The sequence below is a fragment of the Bradyrhizobium sp. SZCCHNRI3043 genome, assembly GCF_032377735.1.
Taxonomy (GTDB): domain Bacteria; phylum Pseudomonadota; class Alphaproteobacteria; order Rhizobiales; family Xanthobacteraceae; genus Bradyrhizobium.
The window spans coordinates 1-17,039 of the sequence record NZ_JAUHID010000030.1 but is presented as its reverse complement, the minus strand read 5'-3'; the positions used below and the strand labels follow the sequence as shown (position 1 = coordinate 17,039).

At 66.2% G+C, this 17,039-nt stretch carries 16 protein-coding genes and 1 pseudogene; 7 read left to right on the top strand and 10 right to left on the bottom strand.

The genetic code is table 11. The annotated features are described in order from the left end of the window. Window positions 1-32: 32 nt before the first annotated feature. Both QX124_RS30885 and QX124_RS30880 read right to left on the bottom strand, forming a co-directional pair. Complete coding sequence (locus QX124_RS30885; RefSeq protein ID WP_315737681.1) at window positions 33-251, bottom strand: hypothetical protein; 219 nt, start codon at window positions 249-251, stop codon at window positions 33-35. Between the two features lie 68 nt (window positions 252-319). Beyond that, entirely contained in the window at window positions 320-1,447 is a 1,128-nt protein-coding gene (locus QX124_RS30880) for a putative zinc-binding peptidase (RefSeq protein WP_315799213.1), read from the bottom strand. A gap of 226 nt (window positions 1,448-1,673) precedes the next feature. Here QX124_RS30880 and QX124_RS30875 point away from each other — a divergent pair, with 226 nt between their 5' ends. From QX124_RS30875 to QX124_RS30865, 3 genes and pseudogenes are all read left to right on the top strand, one after another. Then, window positions 1,674-4,139: a PAS domain-containing protein gene (locus QX124_RS30875; protein ID WP_315799212.1), complete on the top strand. Its 2,466-nt coding sequence runs from the start codon at window positions 1,674-1,676 to the stop codon at window positions 4,137-4,139. Window positions 4,140-4,166: 27 nt separating this feature from the next. Further along, a pseudogene (locus QX124_RS30870) lies at window positions 4,167-4,463 on the top strand (MFS transporter); the annotation flags it as partial. Between the two features lie 22 nt (window positions 4,464-4,485). Further along, window positions 4,486-5,736, top strand: coding sequence for an arsenic transporter (locus QX124_RS30865; RefSeq protein ID WP_315799211.1), 1,251 nt, complete (start codon window positions 4,486-4,488; stop codon window positions 5,734-5,736). 47 nt (window positions 5,737-5,783) lie between these two features. Here QX124_RS30865 and QX124_RS30860 read toward each other — a convergent pair whose 3' ends face one another. Continuing rightward, entirely contained in the window at window positions 5,784-6,908 is a 1,125-nt protein-coding gene (locus QX124_RS30860; RefSeq protein WP_315799225.1) for an NAD(P)/FAD-dependent oxidoreductase, read from the bottom strand. A 45-nt stretch (window positions 6,909-6,953) separates the two neighbouring features. Here QX124_RS30860 and QX124_RS30855 point away from each other — a divergent pair, with 45 nt between their 5' ends. Then, entirely contained in the window at window positions 6,954-7,661 is a 708-nt protein-coding gene (locus QX124_RS30855; protein WP_315799210.1) for a TetR/AcrR family transcriptional regulator, read from the top strand. Between the two features lie 178 nt (window positions 7,662-7,839). Here the strand turns inward: QX124_RS30855 and QX124_RS30850 are convergent, their stop codons facing one another. After that, on the bottom strand, window positions 7,840-8,334 hold the full coding sequence (locus QX124_RS30850; protein ID WP_315799209.1) for a ferritin-like domain-containing protein: 495 nt from the start codon (window positions 8,332-8,334) through the stop codon (window positions 7,840-7,842). Between the two features lie 204 nt (window positions 8,335-8,538). Between QX124_RS30850 and QX124_RS30845 the strand changes: the two genes are divergently transcribed. After that, window positions 8,539-10,395: an alkaline phosphatase family protein gene (locus QX124_RS30845; protein WP_315799208.1), complete on the top strand. Its 1,857-nt coding sequence runs from the start codon at window positions 8,539-8,541 to the stop codon at window positions 10,393-10,395. 259 nt (window positions 10,396-10,654) lie between these two features. On the opposite strand, the gene QX124_RS30840 is transcribed toward QX124_RS30845, so the two are convergent. After that, window positions 10,655-11,224 carry a hypothetical protein gene (locus tag QX124_RS30840; protein WP_315737674.1) on the bottom strand — a complete coding sequence of 190 codons (570 nt, stop codon included), beginning with the start codon at window positions 11,222-11,224 and terminating at the stop codon, window positions 10,655-10,657. A gap of 363 nt (window positions 11,225-11,587) precedes the next feature. Here QX124_RS30840 and QX124_RS30835 point away from each other — a divergent pair, with 363 nt between their 5' ends. Then, window positions 11,588-12,247: a peroxiredoxin gene (locus QX124_RS30835; protein ID WP_315737673.1), complete on the top strand. Its 660-nt coding sequence runs from the start codon at window positions 11,588-11,590 to the stop codon at window positions 12,245-12,247. Window positions 12,248-12,264: 17 nt separating this feature from the next. On the opposite strand, the gene QX124_RS30830 is transcribed toward QX124_RS30835, so the two are convergent. The 5 genes from QX124_RS30830 to QX124_RS30810 form a co-directional block, all read right to left on the bottom strand. Further along, window positions 12,265-12,615, bottom strand: coding sequence for a type II toxin-antitoxin system RelE/ParE family toxin (locus QX124_RS30830; RefSeq protein WP_315799207.1), 351 nt, complete (start codon window positions 12,613-12,615; stop codon window positions 12,265-12,267). Window positions 12,616-12,644: 29 nt separating this feature from the next. Continuing rightward, window positions 12,645-12,929 (bottom strand): type II toxin-antitoxin system ParD family antitoxin, encoded by a 285-nt coding sequence (locus QX124_RS30825; RefSeq protein WP_315799224.1) that lies wholly within the window; start codon window positions 12,927-12,929, stop codon window positions 12,645-12,647. Between the two features lie 83 nt (window positions 12,930-13,012). After that, entirely contained in the window at window positions 13,013-13,414 is a 402-nt protein-coding gene (locus QX124_RS30820) for a DUF2177 family protein (RefSeq protein WP_315799206.1), read from the bottom strand. A gap of 72 nt (window positions 13,415-13,486) precedes the next feature. Next, window positions 13,487-15,454 (bottom strand): DEAD/DEAH box helicase, encoded by a 1,968-nt coding sequence (locus QX124_RS30815; RefSeq protein ID WP_315799205.1) that lies wholly within the window; start codon window positions 15,452-15,454, stop codon window positions 13,487-13,489. 182 nt (window positions 15,455-15,636) lie between these two features. Continuing rightward, window positions 15,637-16,143 (bottom strand): Spy/CpxP family protein refolding chaperone, encoded by a 507-nt coding sequence (locus tag QX124_RS30810; protein ID WP_315737670.1) that lies wholly within the window; start codon window positions 16,141-16,143, stop codon window positions 15,637-15,639. Window positions 16,144-16,255: 112 nt separating this feature from the next. Here QX124_RS30810 and QX124_RS30805 point away from each other — a divergent pair, with 112 nt between their 5' ends. After that, complete coding sequence (locus tag QX124_RS30805; RefSeq protein ID WP_315776578.1) at window positions 16,256-16,768, top strand: DUF6789 family protein; 513 nt, start codon at window positions 16,256-16,258, stop codon at window positions 16,766-16,768. Window positions 16,769-17,039 lie beyond the last annotated feature (271 nt).

Here is a 17,039-nt window from a genome sequence, read left to right as displayed (position 1 = left end):
CCGGCGAGGCATGCCAGCTGCGTCCCTTGCCGTCAGCCGGAATAGCTGTGGAAACGTCCGCGGGCATAGGCGTGCGACACCGCCTTCATCAGTTCGCCGACCTCGGTCTCGAGAAAATCGTTCGCAACGATCAGGGCACGAATGGCCGCCCGCGGATCGCCCCCGCAGGCAGCAATGGCCTGGTCTACGGCGGCGTCCAGCGCGAGGTCTTCGGTGTCCGCGGCATCGGTCTTGGATTGCGATCTGGGCATGCGCGATGACGGTCCTCGCTCCGGTCACGCCGCCATGTTCACTTTATGTTCGAAGGAGTCAAGGCGGATCACGCCGCCCCGATCTCTTCCTGCTGCGGCTCGGCCTGTGGCTTTTCGGGAGCCAGAGCGACAGACTTTTGCTGTGCGCCCTGCCGCACCAGATGGTGGACGAAGCCGAGCTTGCCGATGACCGGCGGCGTCAGGATGAATGGATAGAGATCGCGCGCGCCCATCGCCCGGGCGACGCTGTTCATGGCGAAGGTGAATGGCAGCCAGGCGTTGACGATGGTGTCGAAATCCTCCGCGACATACGGATCGAAGGTGACGCGCGCCGTCAGCCCGCCGATCTGGTCGGCGGGCGGATCGATCTCGATGCCGAACTCGGAGGCCATCTCCAGCGTATCGACGATGTGGAGGTAGTGCGCCCAGGTCTCGGCAAAATCCTCCCACGGATGCGTGGTGGCGTAGGCCGAAACGAAATTGTCCTGCCAGTCCACCGGAGGCCCCTGATCGTAATGCCGCCTCAGCGCCTCGCCGTAGTCCTGGGCATCGTCGCCGAACACGGCCCGGTATTCCTCAAGCCTGCCGGCATCGCGCACCAGCACGTCCCAGAAATAGTGCCCGACCTCGTGGCGGAAATGACCGAGCAAGGTCCGGTACGGCTCGCCCATTTCGAGCCGCCGCCGCTCACGCTCGAAATCGTCGGCCTCGGCCAGCGCGATGGTGATGAGGCCGTTGTCGTGGCCCGTCATGACCTTCTGCTGGCCGGCGGGGTCATCGGCGAGGAAGTTGAAGATCAGCCCGTGCTCAGGATCCTCGATCCGTGTCTTCACAGGGAGCTTCCATCGGATCAGCGAGTAGAACAGTCGGTGCTTGGCCACCTCCAGCTCGCGCCATCCCGTGAGCTGCGCGGGATCAGACAGATTGGGAATAGTGCCGTTGTGCCGGCAGGCTCGGCAGAAGCCTGCGGTCTCGCCGGTCTCGAGCAGCCAGTTGCAGGCGTCGTGCTCGGCATTGGCGCAGAAGAAGCGCCCCGTCCCGTGGTCGGCGAGCGTCCGAAAGCCCTCCTCCGCCGGCTCGATCGCCGACAGGATCTGGCGCTCCGGCATGAAGGCGAGCTGATGGCCACAGCGCCCGCAGCTCCGATTCTCGAAGTACAGGATGTTCGTGCAGACCTGACAGACGAAGAGCTTCACGGCGTGGACCTACGTGTTGCGGTGTTCAGGGCCTGACGACGCACGACAGTAACAGTCCGTTCCGGGAGCGCGGAACTTTTTGTCTGCCCCGACGTTCTCGTCATGCCGGCGTTTGCCCGCCTTAATCTCTGGTCAGTTTGCTTTCCTTGGTCCCAATGTCGCCAAGCTTCCGAACACCCGCGATGGAATTCTCGGGCGACTGCTCGCCACATCAGTGCAGGTCAGCATGAACAGCGCGGATGCGCCCAGAGACGACGTGAGGCCGGAGGCTGCCGCCGACGCGCTGCGCCAGCATATCGAGGAGATTGCGCGCGATCGCGATGAGGCCTATCGCGCGCTGCAGGAACGCGAGGCGGAGCTCGCGCGCATCCAGCGGATCGCCCGGGTCGGCGGCGTCGAGGTCGACCTGCGCGAAGGCTACCGCAACCGCCGCTCCCCCGAATACCTGATCATTCACGGCCTGCCGCCGGAAGCCGTTCACGAGACTCACGAAGACTGGGTCAGGCGCGTCCATCCCGACGACCGCGTCAAGGCCGAGCAGGAGTTCATCGCCGCGGTCAAGAGCAAGCAGGAGGACTACACCACCGAATACCGCATCATCCGTCCCAGCGATGGCGAGATCCGGTGGGTCCGCGTCATCGCCCGCATCGAGCGCGACTGGAACGGCCGCGCCATCCGCCTGGTCGGCGCGCATATCGATGTCACCGACCAGATGCTGGCGCAGGCCAAGCTGCGCGAGAGCGAGGAGCGCTTCCGGCTGATCGCCGACAGCGCCCCGGTGCCGATCTGGGTGACGAAGCTCGACCGCACCCGCTCCTTCGTCAATCGCGCCTATGTCGATTTCCTCGGCCTGCCCCATGACGAGACGCTGGCCTTCGACTGGCGCAAGGTGCTGCATCCCGAGGATCTTCCGCGCATCCTGGAGCAGCAGCAATCGGGAGAGCGCTCGCTGAAGCCGTTCTTCCTCGAGGCGCGCTACCGCCGCGCCGACGGCGAATGGCGCTGGCTGCGCTCGGAATCGCAGCCGCGCTGGGACGCGAACGGCAAACATGTCGGATTCATCGGCGTCGCTCACGACGTCACGGCCGCCAAGCAGGCCGAGATCGAGCTGCGCCGCATCAACGAGACCCTCGAAGAGCGGATCAAGGACCGCACCGCCCAACTCGAGGCCAATGAAGCGCGCATGCGCGCGATCTTCGACACCAGCAATCAGTATCAGGCCATCCTCGACGTCGAGGGCCGCGTGCTGCATGCCAACCGCATCGCGGTCGCCGGCATGCGCGCCGGTGAAGTGAACGTCATCGGCCAGCCGCTCTGGGATGCGCCCTGGTTCACCCATACGCCGGGCGTGACCGAGATGCTGCGCAAGGCGTTCGCCCGCGTTCTCTCCGGCGAGAGCTTTCGGACCGAGATGCGGCTCGATTTCGCCAGCGGCCAGCGACATTTCGAGCTTTCGATGCGGCCTCTGTTCGACCAGCATGATGTGGTCACCGGCGCGGTCGCCGAGGCGGTCGACGTCACCGAGCGCATCCAGGGCGAGGAGCTGTTGCGGCAGTCGCAGAAGATGGAGGCGATCGGCCAGCTCACCGGCGGCGTCGCGCACGATTTCAACAACCTGCTCACCATCATCCGCTCGGCCACCGACTTCCTGCGCCGCCGCGATCTCCCCGAGGAGCGGCGCCGGCGCTATGTCGACGCGATCTCCGAGACGGTAGAGCGCGCCTCGAAGCTGACCGCGCAACTGCTGGCCTTCGCGCGGCGGCAACCCTTGACGCCGCAGGTGTTCAATGTTGGCGAGCAGGTCGAGAATGTCGTGCAGCTGATCCGTCCTCTCGTCGGCGGCCGCATCCAGATCGAGCTCGCGGTCACGAACAGCGGACTGTTCACCCTCGCCGACGTCGCGCAATTTCAGACTGCGCTGATCAACCTCGCCGTCAATGCGCGCGACGCCATGAACGGTGAAGGACATCTGAAAATCGGCGTGCAGCGGACCGAGAGCATCCCGGCCTTGCGTGGCCAGGGCGCCCGGCCCGGTGCCTTCATCGCGATTTCGGTCGCCGACACCGGGGGCGGCATCGCGCCTCAACATCTCAACGCGATCTTCGAACCCTTCTTCACCACCAAGGAGGTCGGCAAGGGCACGGGTCTCGGCCTCAGCCAGGCGTTCGGCTTTGCCAAGCAGTCCGAAGGCGACATCGCGGTCGACAGCCGCATCGGCCACGGCGCGACCTTCACGATCTACCTGCCGCAGGCCACGGCTCCGCAATCCGGAACGGAAGCCGGCTCCGCGCGCATCGAGCCGGCGACCATCGGGCGCGGCTACCGCGTGCTCGTGGTCGAGGACAATGACGAGGTGGGGCAGTTCTCGACCGAGCTGCTCGAGGACCTCGGCTATGTGACGCGCCGCGTCGCCAATGCCGCCGATGCGCTGGCAATCCTGGCGAACGACGAATTCGCGGTCGACCTCGTGTTCTCCGACGTCATCATGCCCGGCATCAACGGCCTGGAGCTCGCCGGCATCATCCGCGACCGCTATCCCGGCCTGCCGGTGGTGCTGACATCCGGCTACAGCCACGTGCTCGCGGAGAACGCCCATCACGGCTTCGAGCTGATCAAGAAGCCCTATTCGGTGGAGTCGCTGTCGCGCATCCTGCGCAAGGCGATGGCCGAGAAGGCGCCGCTGCCGCGCTGAGTAGGTAGTGCGCGCTTCGCGCGCCCCGGCGCCGGCATCTTCGGCACGATCATGCCGGTGATCGTCGCAGACCTGATGCGCGGCACCGGCCGCTTCAACATTGCTCAGGGCGCCGTGACTACAGCGCAGAGCATTGGCGCGGCGCTGTCGACCGCGCTGGCGGGCCTGGTCGTCGTCCATGGCGGCTACAGCGCCGCATTCCTGGCCCTCGGCGCGGCCGCCGCGCTCGCCGTGATCGTATGCTGGCGGCTGCAGCCCGAGACCGGTGGACCGGAGGCCGCGCACCCGGATGCGGCGCCCTCGCCCGCTATCCCCGCCGAATGATTTGCTCTATCGATCCCTGATCATGTCCCTGCAAGATACCTGGCTCGCTTACGCCATCATCATTCCCGCCACCGCCGGCGTCATCATCCGCCCGTTTCGGCTGCCCGAGGCCGTGTGGGCCGTCGCCGGCGCGATCCTGTTGGTCGCGCTCGGCCTGCTGCCTGTCGCTGATGCGCTCACCGGCATCCGCAAGGGCGTCGACGTCTATCTGTTCCTGATCGGCATGATGCTGACTGCCGAGCTGGCCCGCCGCGAGGGCTTGTTCGACTATCTCGCGGCCTATGCCGTGGAGCATGCGCGCGGCTCGCCGCAACTCCTGTTCCTGTTGGTCTATGCGGTCGGCACCCTGGTCACCGTGGTGCTCTCCAACGATGCCACCGCGATCGTGCTGACGCCGGCCGTCTATGCCGCCACCCGCGCCGCCGGCGCTTCGCCGCTGCCCTATCTCTACGTCTGCGCCTTCATCGCCAATGCCGCGAGCTTCGTGCTGCCAATCTCCAATCCGGCCAATCTGGTCGTGTTCGGCGAACGCATGCCGCATCTCAGCGAATGGCTGCGCCAGTTCACTTTGCCCTCGATGGCCGCGATCGCCCTGACCTATGTCGCGCTGTGGCTGACCCAGCGCCGCGCGCTCCGTGAGGAGACGCTGCGGACCGATGTCGACAAGCCGCATCTGAGCCGCGAGGGCCGGCTCGCCGCGGTCGGAATCATGGCGATTGCCGCCGTGTTGCTGACCGCCTCGGCGCTCGACGTGCAACTGGGCCTGCCGACCTTCGTCTGTGGCGTGGTCACGGCGGCCGCAATCCTGCTCGTCAGCCGGCAGTCGCCATGGCCAACCATCAAAGGCGTGTCCTGGGGCGTGCTGCCACTGGTCGCCGGCCTGTTCGTGATGGTCGAGGGCCTGAACCGGGCCGGCGCGATCGGCCAGCTCAGCGCCTGGCTGCACCAGGGCGTTACCGGCTCACCGGCTGGCGCCGCCTGGGCCGCGGGCCTGATCACGGCGATCGCCGACAACATCGCCAACAATCTTCCCGTCGGACTGGTCGCCGGCTCGGTGGCGGCCAGCGATCACCTGTCGCATGAGGTCATCCGCGCGATTTTGATCGGCGTCGATCTCGGCCCCAACATCTCGGTGACCGGCTCGCTCGCCACCATCCTGTGGCTGACCGCCCTGCGGCGCGAAAAAATCGAGGTGTCCGCCTGGCAGTTTCTCAAGATCGGACTCGTAGCAACGCCGCCAGCGCTGATCGCGGCGCTGGCCGCAGCGATCTGACATCGATGTGATGGCGGTGGGCACGGTGACGAAGGCGGGAGCCCGCCCTACCTCTCCAGGGCACTGTTGAAGAAGTCGACGAGCCCGAATGGTGCGCTGTCGCCGAGGCAGAGCTTGAGGATTTGATGCGCGCCCGCGGCCGCCGACTCGCTGCGCGGGAATAGCGCCGCTTCGTAGACGGTGAGTGCCGCTTCGATGTCGCCGGCGTGGGCGGCGATCGCCTTGCCGAGCTCGGCGCCGTCGAACATCGCCAGGTTCGCGCCCTCGCCGGCCGGCGGCGCCAGGTGCGCGGCATCCCCAAGAAGCGTCACCCCAGGCACACGGTCCCACCGATGGTCGTTCGGAAGCGTGTGGATCATGCGCGGGACCGGCGGGGTTTCGCCGTCGGTGATCAGCGCGGTGAGCGCAGGCGCCCATCCGTCGAACTCGGCCGCAATTCGGGCCGTCGCGGCGGCAGCGTCCATGAAGTCGATGCCGGCGATCCACTCGGCGGAGCGGTTCAGCGCGACGTAGGCGTGAAGAACCTGTCCTGCCTCACGGTGCGCGCAGATCCCCTGTCCCGGAGCGAGCGCGAACAATGCGCCGCCGCCGACTGCTTCGGCCGCCGCGGTGTGCCGCTCGTCGGCGTCATGCAGGTAGGTCTCAACGAACGTCGTGCCGACATATTCTGGCTTGGCGGCCGACAGCAGGGGCCGGACCTTCGACCAGGCGCCGTCGGCGCCGACCAGCAGGCTCGTGACCACGCTCGCCCCGTCCGCGAACCTCAGCTCGTGCCTGTGGTCGCCAAGGGGCACAACGCCGGTCAGCTTCTTGCCCCACTGGATCGTCTCAGCTGGCAGGGACTCGAGAAGAATCCGCCGCAGATCACCCCGCAGCACCTCGGGGCGTCGGCCGTCATCGGGCTGCGCGAGCAGCACCGTGCCATGCCGGTCAAGCACGCGCGACGCCGCGCCACCCTCATGGATGATCTCACGGAACGCATCGATGAGGCCGGCGTCTGCGAGGGCACGTTGCCCGTCGTGCTCGTGAATATCGAGCTGGCCGCCTTGCGCCCGGGTCTCGGCAGATGGCTCCGCCTCATAGATCGTAGCCGGGATACCGTGGACATGGAGGACGCGTGCGAGCGTAAGGCCGCCGAGGCCCGCGCCGACGATCGTGACGGGTGTCGTCATCATCTGCCTTTCAAATTGACTGGAACGTCGTTCCATGAAAGTTGATTGGAACAACGTTCCAATCATGTCAAGATGATGGTCATGGCGAGCAGAACACAACGGACGGAACGGCGCGCGGATGCGCTCTCGAAGGAGAGAATCGTCGAGGCCGCGACCGAGATCCTCGACACCGAGGGCGAAAGCGCTCTGACCTTCCGCGCGCTCGCAGCTCGCCTGGCGACCGGCAGCGGGGCGATCTACTGGCACGTCGCCAACAAGAGCGATTTGCTCGCAGCGGCCACCGATGACGTCATTGCCCGTGTCATGACCGGGGTCGTGGGCGATGCAGAGCCGCGACAGGCGATCCGTGCCGTTGCCCTCGGGCTGTTCGACGCAATCGACGCCCACCCCTGGGTGGGTGCCCAGCTTTTCCGTGAACCGTGGCGGTCCGCGATGCTGCAGATCGTCGAAAGCGTCGGCGGACGGCTCCAGACGCTCGGTGTCCCCGAAAGCGCCCTGTTCGATTCCGCGTCCGCGCTCTTGAACTACATCCTTGGCGTGGCCGGGCAGAATGCCGCGAACGCCCGCCTCCTCCCGCGCGAGACGGACCGCGCGGCGTTCCTCGGAGCGGTCGCCACGCGGTGGACGCAGCTCGATCCCGCGGAGTACCCGTTCGTGCATCGGGTGGCGACAGAGCTGCGCGAGCACGACGACCGCGCGCAATTTCTTGCCGGCATCGACCTCATCCTGGCCGGGATCGGGATCATCCGATAGGCAGCGGCTGACTTGCAGCCCCCTGCCTCCTCCGAACGCAGAGAGATGCGCAACCGGCGGGAGAATATCGAGGTCGGCACCTTGGCAGGCTCCAACCAGGCTCCGAAGGTGCGACTCGTGACGCCGCCGCCAGCGCTGGTGGCACGCTGGCGGCGTTGTGATCACGATCGGCCGATGGTCAGGCCGCAGCTTCGTAGTTGACCGCGGTATCAGCGATCTTGGTCAGCGTCTCGTCGGTCTTCCGCTCTTCATTCAGCGTCTGGTCGAGCAGCTTGGCGGCCTTCGGCAGGTTGAGCTTGAGCGCCCAGGCCTTCAGGGTGCCATAGCGCGACATCTCATAGTGCTCGACCGCCTGCGCTGCCGCAAGAAGGCCGGCGTCGAGCGCCTGCGTCCCCTTGTACTCGTCCATGATCTCCTTGCCCTCGTCGATGATGCCCTCGATCGCATCGCACTTCTTGCCGCGGGCGGGCTTGCCGATCAGCTCGAAGATCTGCTCGAGCCGCTCGATCTGGCCTTCGGTCTCGTCGTGGTGCTTCTCGAACGCCGCCGCCAGCTTCTCCGACTGCGCCGCCTTGGCCATTTTCGGCAGCGTCTTCAGGATCTGCTTCTCGGCGTAGTAGATGTCCTTGAGGGTATCGAGGAAGAGCTCGTTGAGGTCTTTGTCGGCAGGCATGGTGTGCTCCTGTTGATTGTGAGCCGACAACCAGAAAGCCATACCCTAGTTCCTGCCACCGACGAGCCCGCCGCAAGAAAATCCTGCCCGGAGCGCTGTCGGCGGCCTCCGAGCCTCTTGTAACAAAACTGTCACCCGGCAAAACTACAGCTCTTCCCTGCGGCGAGACGCCGCGATTCCGCCGATTGCCTTCAGGAGTTTTCAATGCGCCGCCCGCTCGTGCTGCTGTGCGCCGGACTGACCTTGCTGTCGTCCGGAGCCGCATTTGCGCAGAACGCCACCCCCCATAACCTCATCCTGTTCATTCCCGACGGCCTGCGTGCGCTCAAGGTGACGCCGGAGACCGCCCCGGCCATGGCCGCCGTCCGCGACAAGGGCGTCAACTTCAAGAATTCGCACTCGCTGTTTCCGACCTTCACGATGGCCAACGGCTCGGCCATGGCGACCGGCCACTATCTCGGCGACACCGGCACGTTCTCGAACACGATCTTCACGGGCTACACCTCGGCGCCGGCCGGCGGCACCGTCGTGCCCTTCATCGAGAACGACGCCGTGCTCGGCGATATCGACGAGCATTTCAACGGCGACTACCTCAACGAGGACACCATCCTGAAGCTCGCCCGCAAGGCCGGCTATTCGACCGCCGCGATCGGCAAAGTCGGCCCGACCTACCTGTTCGACCACACCGGCTGCCCTTGCAAGCCCGGCGCGACCTCCTCGATCGTGATCGACGATTCCACGGGCAACAAGAACGGCGTGCCTGTCACCGACGAGGTCAAGGATGCCATGACCAAGGCCGGCCTGCCGCTGGCGACGCCGTCGCGCGGCGACAACGGAAAGGCGGGCGACGCCAAGACGCCGGGCACGACCTCGGCCAACGTCGCGCAGCAGGCCTACATGGTCGACGTCGCCACCAAGGCGGTGCTGCCGATGTTCAAGGCCCGCAACAAGCCGTTCGTTCTGGTGTTCTGGTCGCGCGATCCGGACGGCAGCCAGCACAATCACGGCGACAGCCTCAACACCATCACGCCGGGCATCAATGGCCCGACGTCGATGGCCGGCATCAGGAATGCCGACGACAATCTGGCGACGTTGCGCAAGGCGCTCGACGATCTCGGGCTTGCCGCCTCGACCAACATCATGGTCCAGGCCGACCACGGCTTCTCGACCATCTCCAAGGAGAGCAAGACCAGCCCGTCGGCCAAGGTCAGCTACGACGACACGCCGAAGGACTTCCTGCCGATGGGCTTCCTGGCGATCGACCTCGCCAAGGCGCTCGACCTGCCGCTGTTCGATCCGAACGACAAGAACGCGGCGGTGCCCGACGGCAAGCACCCGAAGGCCGGCAACGGCGTGCTCGGCAAGGATCCAACCAAGCCCGATCTCGTCGTCGCCACCAATGGCGGCTCCGACCTGATCTATCTGCCCAACAACGACAGGAAGCTCGCCCGCCGCACCGTCAAGGCGCTGCTGGCGCAGGACTACGTCTCCGGCATCTTCGTCGACGACAAGCTCGGCGAGATTCCCGGCACGCTGCCGCTGTCGCGAATCAACCTGCAGGGCAAGGCGGTGACGCCGCATCCGGCGATCGTGATCAACTTCCGCTCCTATGTCGCGCCGGGCTGCGATCAGCCGAGCAACTGCCAGGTCGAGGTCGCCGACACCGTGCTGCGCCAGGGCCAGGGCATGCACGGCTCGTTCGGCCGCGGCGACACCTACAGCTTCATGGCGGCCATCGGACCCGACTTCAAGGCGGGCTTCGTCGATCCCCTGCCCGTCAGCAATGCCGATGTCGGCATCACCGCGGCGAAGCTGCTCGACCTCAAGGTCGCTCCGAAGGGCAGACTGATCGGCCGCATCATGACCGAGGCGATGCCGAACGGCACCACGCCGAAGGCGACGTCGGACGTCATCAAGTCGGATCCGGCCGCCGGCGGACTGCGCACCGTGCTGAAGCTGCAGCGCGTCGGCACCCAGCGCTATTTCGACGCCGCCGGCTTCCCCGGCCGCACCGTGGGACTCGACGACGAGGCGCCGAAGAAAACGGCGGCGGCGAAGTAGTCAGTCCGCCACCTCTACGCGATCAGCAGAGTGCCCCGCGAAAGTGGGGCATTTCTGTTTCGACTAGACGTGGTGCCGTAGCCCGGGTGAGCGCAGCGATACCCGAGGAGACCGTTCCCGCATGTCGCACCGCCGATTGATTCACCGGCCGGGCGGCGCCATCAAGAGCCGTCATGCGATCGCCGCCGGTCAAAAAGAAAAGAGCGCGATGAGGTCATCGCGCTCGTCGAACTCGTGCCTTTGGATGAACGCGACGCGCTTACATGCCGATGTCGATCATCGACGGCAGTTGTGCCAGCGGCAGCACGGTGACGCCGACCAGCGTGGCCACCATCGCCATCAGCGCACGGTTGCCCTGGCGCTTGCCGCGCATCTGCTTGGCGACCCATTCCAGCGCATCGGTGCGGAGGCCCCGCGCATTGACCGGAGCCCAGCTCTCGATCGCCGTCTCCGGCGACAACGCCACGCTGCGCGGCGGCACCGGCAGGCCGGAGGCGGCCGCGGCATGATGCGCCACCGCCTTGGCGAGCAGATCCTCGAACCGGCCGTCGTCCTTGCGCTCGGTCGCGGCGGCATCGATCGCGAACAGCGCTTCGGCCTCGGCGCGGCTGACGGGCACGTCGTTAATCGCGGCAGCGCTCAGAATGCGCGCGCACCAGGCGGCGTCATCGGCATCGAGCACGCGGGAGAAATGCACGCGTCCCGCGGTGGTCGGACCCTCGCCGGTGATCACGCCGTCGCGCACGATGCCGAGCGCGAAAGCAGCGGTCTCACAGGAGGACGGTTCGAGACCATCGATGCCGATGGTTTTTGGTGCAGAGGTAGCCATGTTCTCTTCTCAGTTGCTGTGTTGACCCACCTTGTCGGCCCGCGTCTGAACGAGTGGTTAACGGTTCGAAACGGTGCTGTGGGTTTTTGTATCGGTTGCCGATTTGCCGCAGTGACCTCGATCACGGTTCAAAGCCAAGGGGCGTCAGGGGGCGGCGTGTTGCGACCAACAGATGGCGAAATCGGGGCAACTGGTCGTCTCACGGATGTTTCGCCGCAGCCCGGAAACTCAAAAGAAGTTGTTGGTCGCGTGAGCTTTGAGGCAATTATCTTCTCTTTTCCGTCAGCCAGTTCCCTTCCGCGGCGGCATTTCCTATAGTGTTTAGAAGATTTATTCCCGCCACCTGTACTGAAAGGGACTGCCATGGCTCTCCAGATCGGCTCCACTGCCCCGGACTTCGAGGCAGACACCACCGAAGGCAAGATCAAATTCCACGACTGGATCGGCGACAGCTGGGCCCTCTTGTTCTCGCATCCGAAGGATTTCACCCCGGTGTGCACCACCGAGCTCGGCGCGCTGGCGCGGCTGAAGCCGGAGTTCGACAAACGCGGTGTCAAGCTGATGGGCCTGTCGGTCGACCCGGTGGACAACCACGCCAAATGGTCGGAGGACATCCGCGAGACGCAGGGCGCGGCGCCGAACTATCCGATGATCGGCGACACCGACTACAACGTCTCCAAGCTCTACGACATGCTGCCGGCGGCGATCTCCGGTGATCCGTCCAAGCGCACCGCGGCCGACAATCAGACCGTCCGCAACGTCTTCATCATCGGACCCGACAAGAAGATCAAGCTGATCCTGGTCTACCCGATGACCACCGGCCGCAACTTCCAGGAAATTCTTCGCGTCATCGACTCGCTGCAGCTCACGTCAAAGCACCGCGTCGCCACCCCCGCCGACTGGAAGCAGGGTGAGGACGTCATCATCGCCGGATCCGTGTCCGACGACGAGGCCAAGACGATCTATCCGAACGGCTGGAAGGCGCCGAAGCCCTATCTGCGCGTGGTGCCGCAGCCCAAGTGAGTGCTTGAGCGGCCAGTTCATTCGCCCTTCTCGGATGGGAAGGGCGAATGCCGCCGCAGGTCCATACGGTCATGCAGGATGCGGCCGATCTCGATGATACCACGGCCACCCACGCGGTAGAGCAGCAGATGGCGCCCAGCGCGGCCGTGTCGTGCGACATGAAGTGTGCGAACGCCGTGCATGATCTCATCTCGAGCCCTGGATCCCGCAACATCGGGACCGTACGCTAGTTCTCCGATCGCGCGCAGCAGCGTGTCCCGGTACACTTCGGCCTGACGGCGACCGAAGTTCTCTACCGTCCATTTCAGGATATTCGCGAAGTCGAGCTCTGCGACGGCACTGAGACGAACTCTCCACGTCTCCTCCATCGTCAGATGCTCCCGTGCGGGCGCGGCGATCAATCGGCGCGGCTGATAAGCCTGTCCGAGAGGCCGTTGAGATAGGCTTCAAGCTCGTCCATGCTGGTGAACTCCTTGAACTCGCCGCGATCGAGCGCAGAAAAACCGGCCTGCGCGGCCTCACGCAGGCCGTTCAGCCGTGCAGCATCTTCGGCCTCGCGCTGCTCGATCAAACGCAGCCCATCGCGCAGCACCTCAGTCGCGTTCTGGTACCGGCCGGACTCCACCAGACCTTGGATGATCTTTTCCTGATCGTCCGTCAGAACGACGTTTCGTACCGGCATCGCAAGGCCCATTGCGTGAATTATAGGCTCACTATGCCACGGGCGACGGCTCCTGTCGCCAGGCTTCCAGGCCCAGGAACGTGCTAGCCCCGTGGCGTCGCCCAGTCCGCGATCAGCAGCCCGAGTGTCGCCGACACCGCCGTCACGAACACGCCCCAGCTGATGTCGACCGCCACCACCGCCCAGGTCCACTGCTTGAGCATCGCCAGCGACGTCAGCTCGAAGGTGGCGTAGCAGAACAGCCCGAACAGCGCGCCGTAGAGCAAGGTCGAGCGCCATGTCGCATCGGCCGTCCCGCTGACGAAGATCAGCACGCCCACGACATAGAGCAGATAGAACAGCACCGCCGGCACGGGACGGATCTCGCCCAGCATCTCGCCGACCTGCGACTGGAAGAAGCCCTTGGCGACGACGCTCAGGAACGGGATGTCGAAGCCGAGCAGCACGGCCAGCGTCGCGAAATACAGAACGGCGTACCGGCTCATGCGCGGCTCCTCCCTGGTGGCTCACCTGCCGATAGCACGGAGCGACGGCAGCCCCCGCCTGGGCCGGGCCGATCAGCCGCGGCGTTTGGCCTTGGCCTTCTTTCCACCCGGCGCCTTCGCCCGCGAGGGTCTGTCTGAATACGTCTGTCCGCCGTGGCTGGACTTGTCGCGATGCTGCTTTTTGTTCGCGAACGCCGGCTGTTGGCCGGGTTTCGCCGGCCCCTCGCGATGCGGCTTGCCGCGCGGCTTGGCGTCCCTGCCCCCGCGCGGCTCATCGCGCTGCAGCGGATGGTAGGCCGTCTCGTCCGCCTCGCGCCGCGGCGGCCGCTTGTCGGCGCGCGGCTTGTCCGGCGACGCCTGCCCCGAGGGCGCGCCCGCCAGCGGCTCGATCCGGATATTGTCCTCCTTGTCGGGACGACGGATGTTCGCAGTGAAAGCGTCGGCGACGCGCGCGGCGATCTCGAATTCGGTCGTCGTGTCCTGGATCTTGATGGCGCCGATGTCGTGCTTGTCGATGCCGCCGCGGCGGCAGATCATCGGCAGCAGCCAGCGCGCTTCCGCATTCTTCCTGCGCCCGATCGCCGCCCGGAACCAGACGCTCGGCTCGCCCATGCCGTGGCGCGCCGACGGCTTCCCCGTCTTCGTTCGGGGCGACGGTGGCCGCTCCTCGCCGCGCGCCGGCCTGACGGTGTCGCGACCGCGATCCTCGCGCGCACGGCCACGATCCTGGCCTGGATCGAGAATGTCCTCGGGCGACGGCAGCCGCGCGCGATAGAGCCGCGCCAATGCGGCGGCGATGTCCTCGGCCGACCGCTCCGCCAGCAGCGCCTGCGCGAGCGCCAGATCCTCCGCCGTCGTCTCCTCGGTGAACACCTGGTCGTGCAGCATGCGCTCCTGATCGAGCTTGCGGATCTCGTCCGCCTGCGGCGCGGCGCCCCACGCGGCCTCGATGCCGGCGAGGTTCAGCAGCGTTTCCGCGCGCCGTCGGCGGGCCGGCGGCACCAGGAGCACGCTGACGCCCTTGCGGCCGGCGCGGCCGGTGCGACCCGAGCGATGCTGCATCACCTCGGGATCATTCGGCAGCTCGGCGTGGACGACGAGGTCGAGCTTCGCGAGATCGATGCCGCGTGCTGCGACGTCGGTTGCCACGCACACCCGCGCGCGCCCGTCGCGCAGCGACTGCAGCGCCGTGGTCCGCTCGTTCTGGGTCAGCTCACCCGACAGCGCGACGACGGAAAAGCCGCGCTCCAGCAGCGCCGCCTGCAGATGGCGCACCTTCTCGCGGGTGTTGCAGAACACGATCGCGCTCGGCGACTCGTAGAAGCGCAACACGTTGACGACCGCATGCTCGACATCGTCGGCGGCGATGCGGATGGCGCGGTACTCGATGTCGGCATGCCCGCCTTCGTCGCCCTCGACCTCGATCCGGAAGGCGTCGTCCTGATACTGCTTGGCCAGCGCGACGATGCCGCGCGGGAAAGTCGCCGAGAACAGCAGCGTCCGGCGCGTTTCCGGCGTGGTCTCGAGGATGAACTCGAGGTCCTCGCGAAAGCCGAGATTGAGCATCTCGTCGGCCTCGTCGAGCACCACGGCCTTCAATTCCGAGATGTCGAGACGCCCGCGCCGCAGATGATCGCACAGCCGCCCGGGGGTGCCGACGACGATGTGGGCCCCTGCCTCCAGCTCGCGCTGCTCGCGGCGCGGATCCATGCCGCCGACGCAGGAGACGATGCGCGCGCCGGCGTGCTGATAAAGCCATGCGAGCTCGCGCTGGACCTGCAAGGCAAGCTCGCGCGTCGGCGCCACGATCAGCGCCAGCGGCGCGGTGGCCCGCTCGAACCGCTCGGCCTCGCCCAGCAGGTTGTTCGCAAGCGCCAGCCCATAGGCCACGGTCTTGCCCGAGCCGGTCTGCGCCGAAACCAGGAGGTCACGGTCGACGGCGTCATGCGCAAGCACGGCGAGCTGTACGGGCGTCGGAGTTTCATAATTGCGCTCGGCCAGAGCGCGGGCGAGCGGCGGATTCGTCGTGGGAAAGGACAAGTGACCGGAAACCTCGTTTCGATCCGGCTGCTTTACGCCATGCCGCGCCGGAACACGAGGGCCGTGAACGGTCAAATCCTGTCCTGCTCAGTGCGCCCAGCCTGGCCAGGCGATACCGATGGTCGACGGCCGCGCGGCCCGGAAGATGCGAGACGCATGGCCACCGCTGCGCCAGATCTCGGCTACTCGTCGCTCCACGGCCAATGCCAGTGACGCCAGCCCCAGTTGCGCGGACCGCTGGCGTCCATGGCCGCCTTCTGCTTGTCATCGAGCGAGTCGTAGAGCGCCTGAAACGCCGGCCGGACGATCTTGATCGCCTGCTGCATCGTGTCGAGGCGCTGCTCCGCCAATGCGAGGCGGTCGGTCGCCTTGACCGGCGGCGTCGCCGGGCAGTCCTTCGTGATCAGCTCCGCCGCCTTGGCCGATGCCGCTTTGAGATCATCGAGCCGCGCCCGCTGCGCGTCGTTCGGCTTGATGGCGGCCTCGATCTGCGACATCCGCCACTCGGCAAATCCGGCCATGCGGGGATTGCAAAGGAAGCCGAAGCCCCGGCCGCCCATCATCCCCGGCCCCATCATCATGCCCGGGCCCCAACCTGGTCCGCCCGCCCCCGGCTGGGCAAAGCCCGGTGCGGCGGTGACGGTGACGATTGCGGCCGCGAAGACCAGCGCGCGTGGATCTAATCGCATTGCAGAACTCCTTGACGTGGCACCAATGAGTTTGCGCAAACTAAGCGAGCGGCGAGATCGCATGCTTGAGCGAGATCAACGAGCCACGGACGAGCCATGGCGAATAGAGGAGATGACAACGATCCGCAGCTATCGCTGGATATGGACGTCGGCGGTCGCATCGGGCTGCGGGACGCTGGCGCATATCGGCCTGATGGAGCTCAAGAGCCGGCTTCACCTATTGCCGCAGTTCGATCCCGCCTCGGCGCTTCTCGACACGCTCTCGCCCCTGTTCGCCCGAGCGATGCACGATGGGGCGCCGCTATGGTTGCTGTCGCAGCTCAACGGAGCCTTCCTGATCGGCCTGCTGTTCGGCCGCTTCTTCCATCGCCTGCCCGGCGGCAGCGGCGTCGCCAAAGGCTTCCTGCTCGGGCTCGCCGGCTGGGTGTTGCTCGGAATCGGGTTGTTTCCCGCCATCGGCCTTGGACCGTTCGCAACGTCGCTCGGGCTGGGCGCCGGCCCGGCGCTGTTTTCGCTGGCGATGGTCGAGGCGTACAGCGTCGTGCTGGGCGCCGTGTATGCGGCCCTGCAGAGACCGGATCCGAAGGCCGAGCTTCGCCGAGTCGGAGAAAGCGATCACGTCTGAGCGCCGCCGTCTCGTCTACTTCGAAAAGACCGAAATTTTTCGCTTTCGTTTTCTCGTAAATCATGTATGATCCGCGTCGTCCTGCCCCATGCAGAGGGACGTACGCGTCGTCACGAACGTCGGGTGCGGGATGCGGTGGCCGCAGTCATGCCGGACGCGCCTTCGGCGCAGACGACCGGCATGATTGCGGACGCGAAGTCGCAGCGTCCTGACACCCCGATGCTGGTGTTACGTTCGCGACGGCGCTCGAGGCGCCGCGCGGATCATGGTG

Coding starts and splice junctions, on each gene's coding strand:
- QX124_RS30845 (WP_315799208.1), top strand. CDS start 8,539: ATGCGCCGCCCGCTCGTGCTGCTGTGCGCCGGACTGACCTTGCTGTCG.
- QX124_RS30835 (WP_315737673.1), top strand. CDS start 11,588: ATGGCTCTCCAGATCGGCTCCACTGCCCCGGACTTCGAGGCAGACACC.
- QX124_RS30840 (WP_315737674.1), bottom strand. CDS start 11,224: ATGGCTACCTCTGCACCAAAAACCATCGGCATCGATGGTCTCGAACCG.
- QX124_RS30865 (WP_315799211.1), top strand. CDS start 4,486: ATGTCCCTGCAAGATACCTGGCTCGCTTACGCCATCATCATTCCCGCC.
- QX124_RS30875 (WP_315799212.1), top strand. CDS start 1,674: ATGAACAGCGCGGATGCGCCCAGAGACGACGTGAGGCCGGAGGCTGCC.
- QX124_RS30885 (WP_315737681.1), bottom strand. CDS start 251: ATGCCCAGATCGCAATCCAAGACCGATGCCGCGGACACCGAAGACCTC.
- QX124_RS30860 (WP_315799225.1), bottom strand. CDS start 6,908: ATGACGACACCCGTCACGATCGTCGGCGCGGGCCTCGGCGGCCTTACG.
- QX124_RS30820 (WP_315799206.1), bottom strand. CDS start 13,414: ATGAGCCGGTACGCCGTTCTGTATTTCGCGACGCTGGCCGTGCTGCTC.
- QX124_RS30810 (WP_315737670.1), bottom strand. CDS start 16,143: ATGCGATTAGATCCACGCGCGCTGGTCTTCGCGGCCGCAATCGTCACC.
- QX124_RS30830 (WP_315799207.1), bottom strand. CDS start 12,615: ATGGAGGAGACGTGGAGAGTTCGTCTCAGTGCCGTCGCAGAGCTCGAC.
- QX124_RS30825 (WP_315799224.1), bottom strand. CDS start 12,929: ATGCCGGTACGAAACGTCGTTCTGACGGACGATCAGGAAAAGATCATC.
- QX124_RS30850 (WP_315799209.1), bottom strand. CDS start 8,334: ATGCCTGCCGACAAAGACCTCAACGAGCTCTTCCTCGATACCCTCAAG.
- QX124_RS30805 (WP_315776578.1), top strand. CDS start 16,256: ATGACAACGATCCGCAGCTATCGCTGGATATGGACGTCGGCGGTCGCA.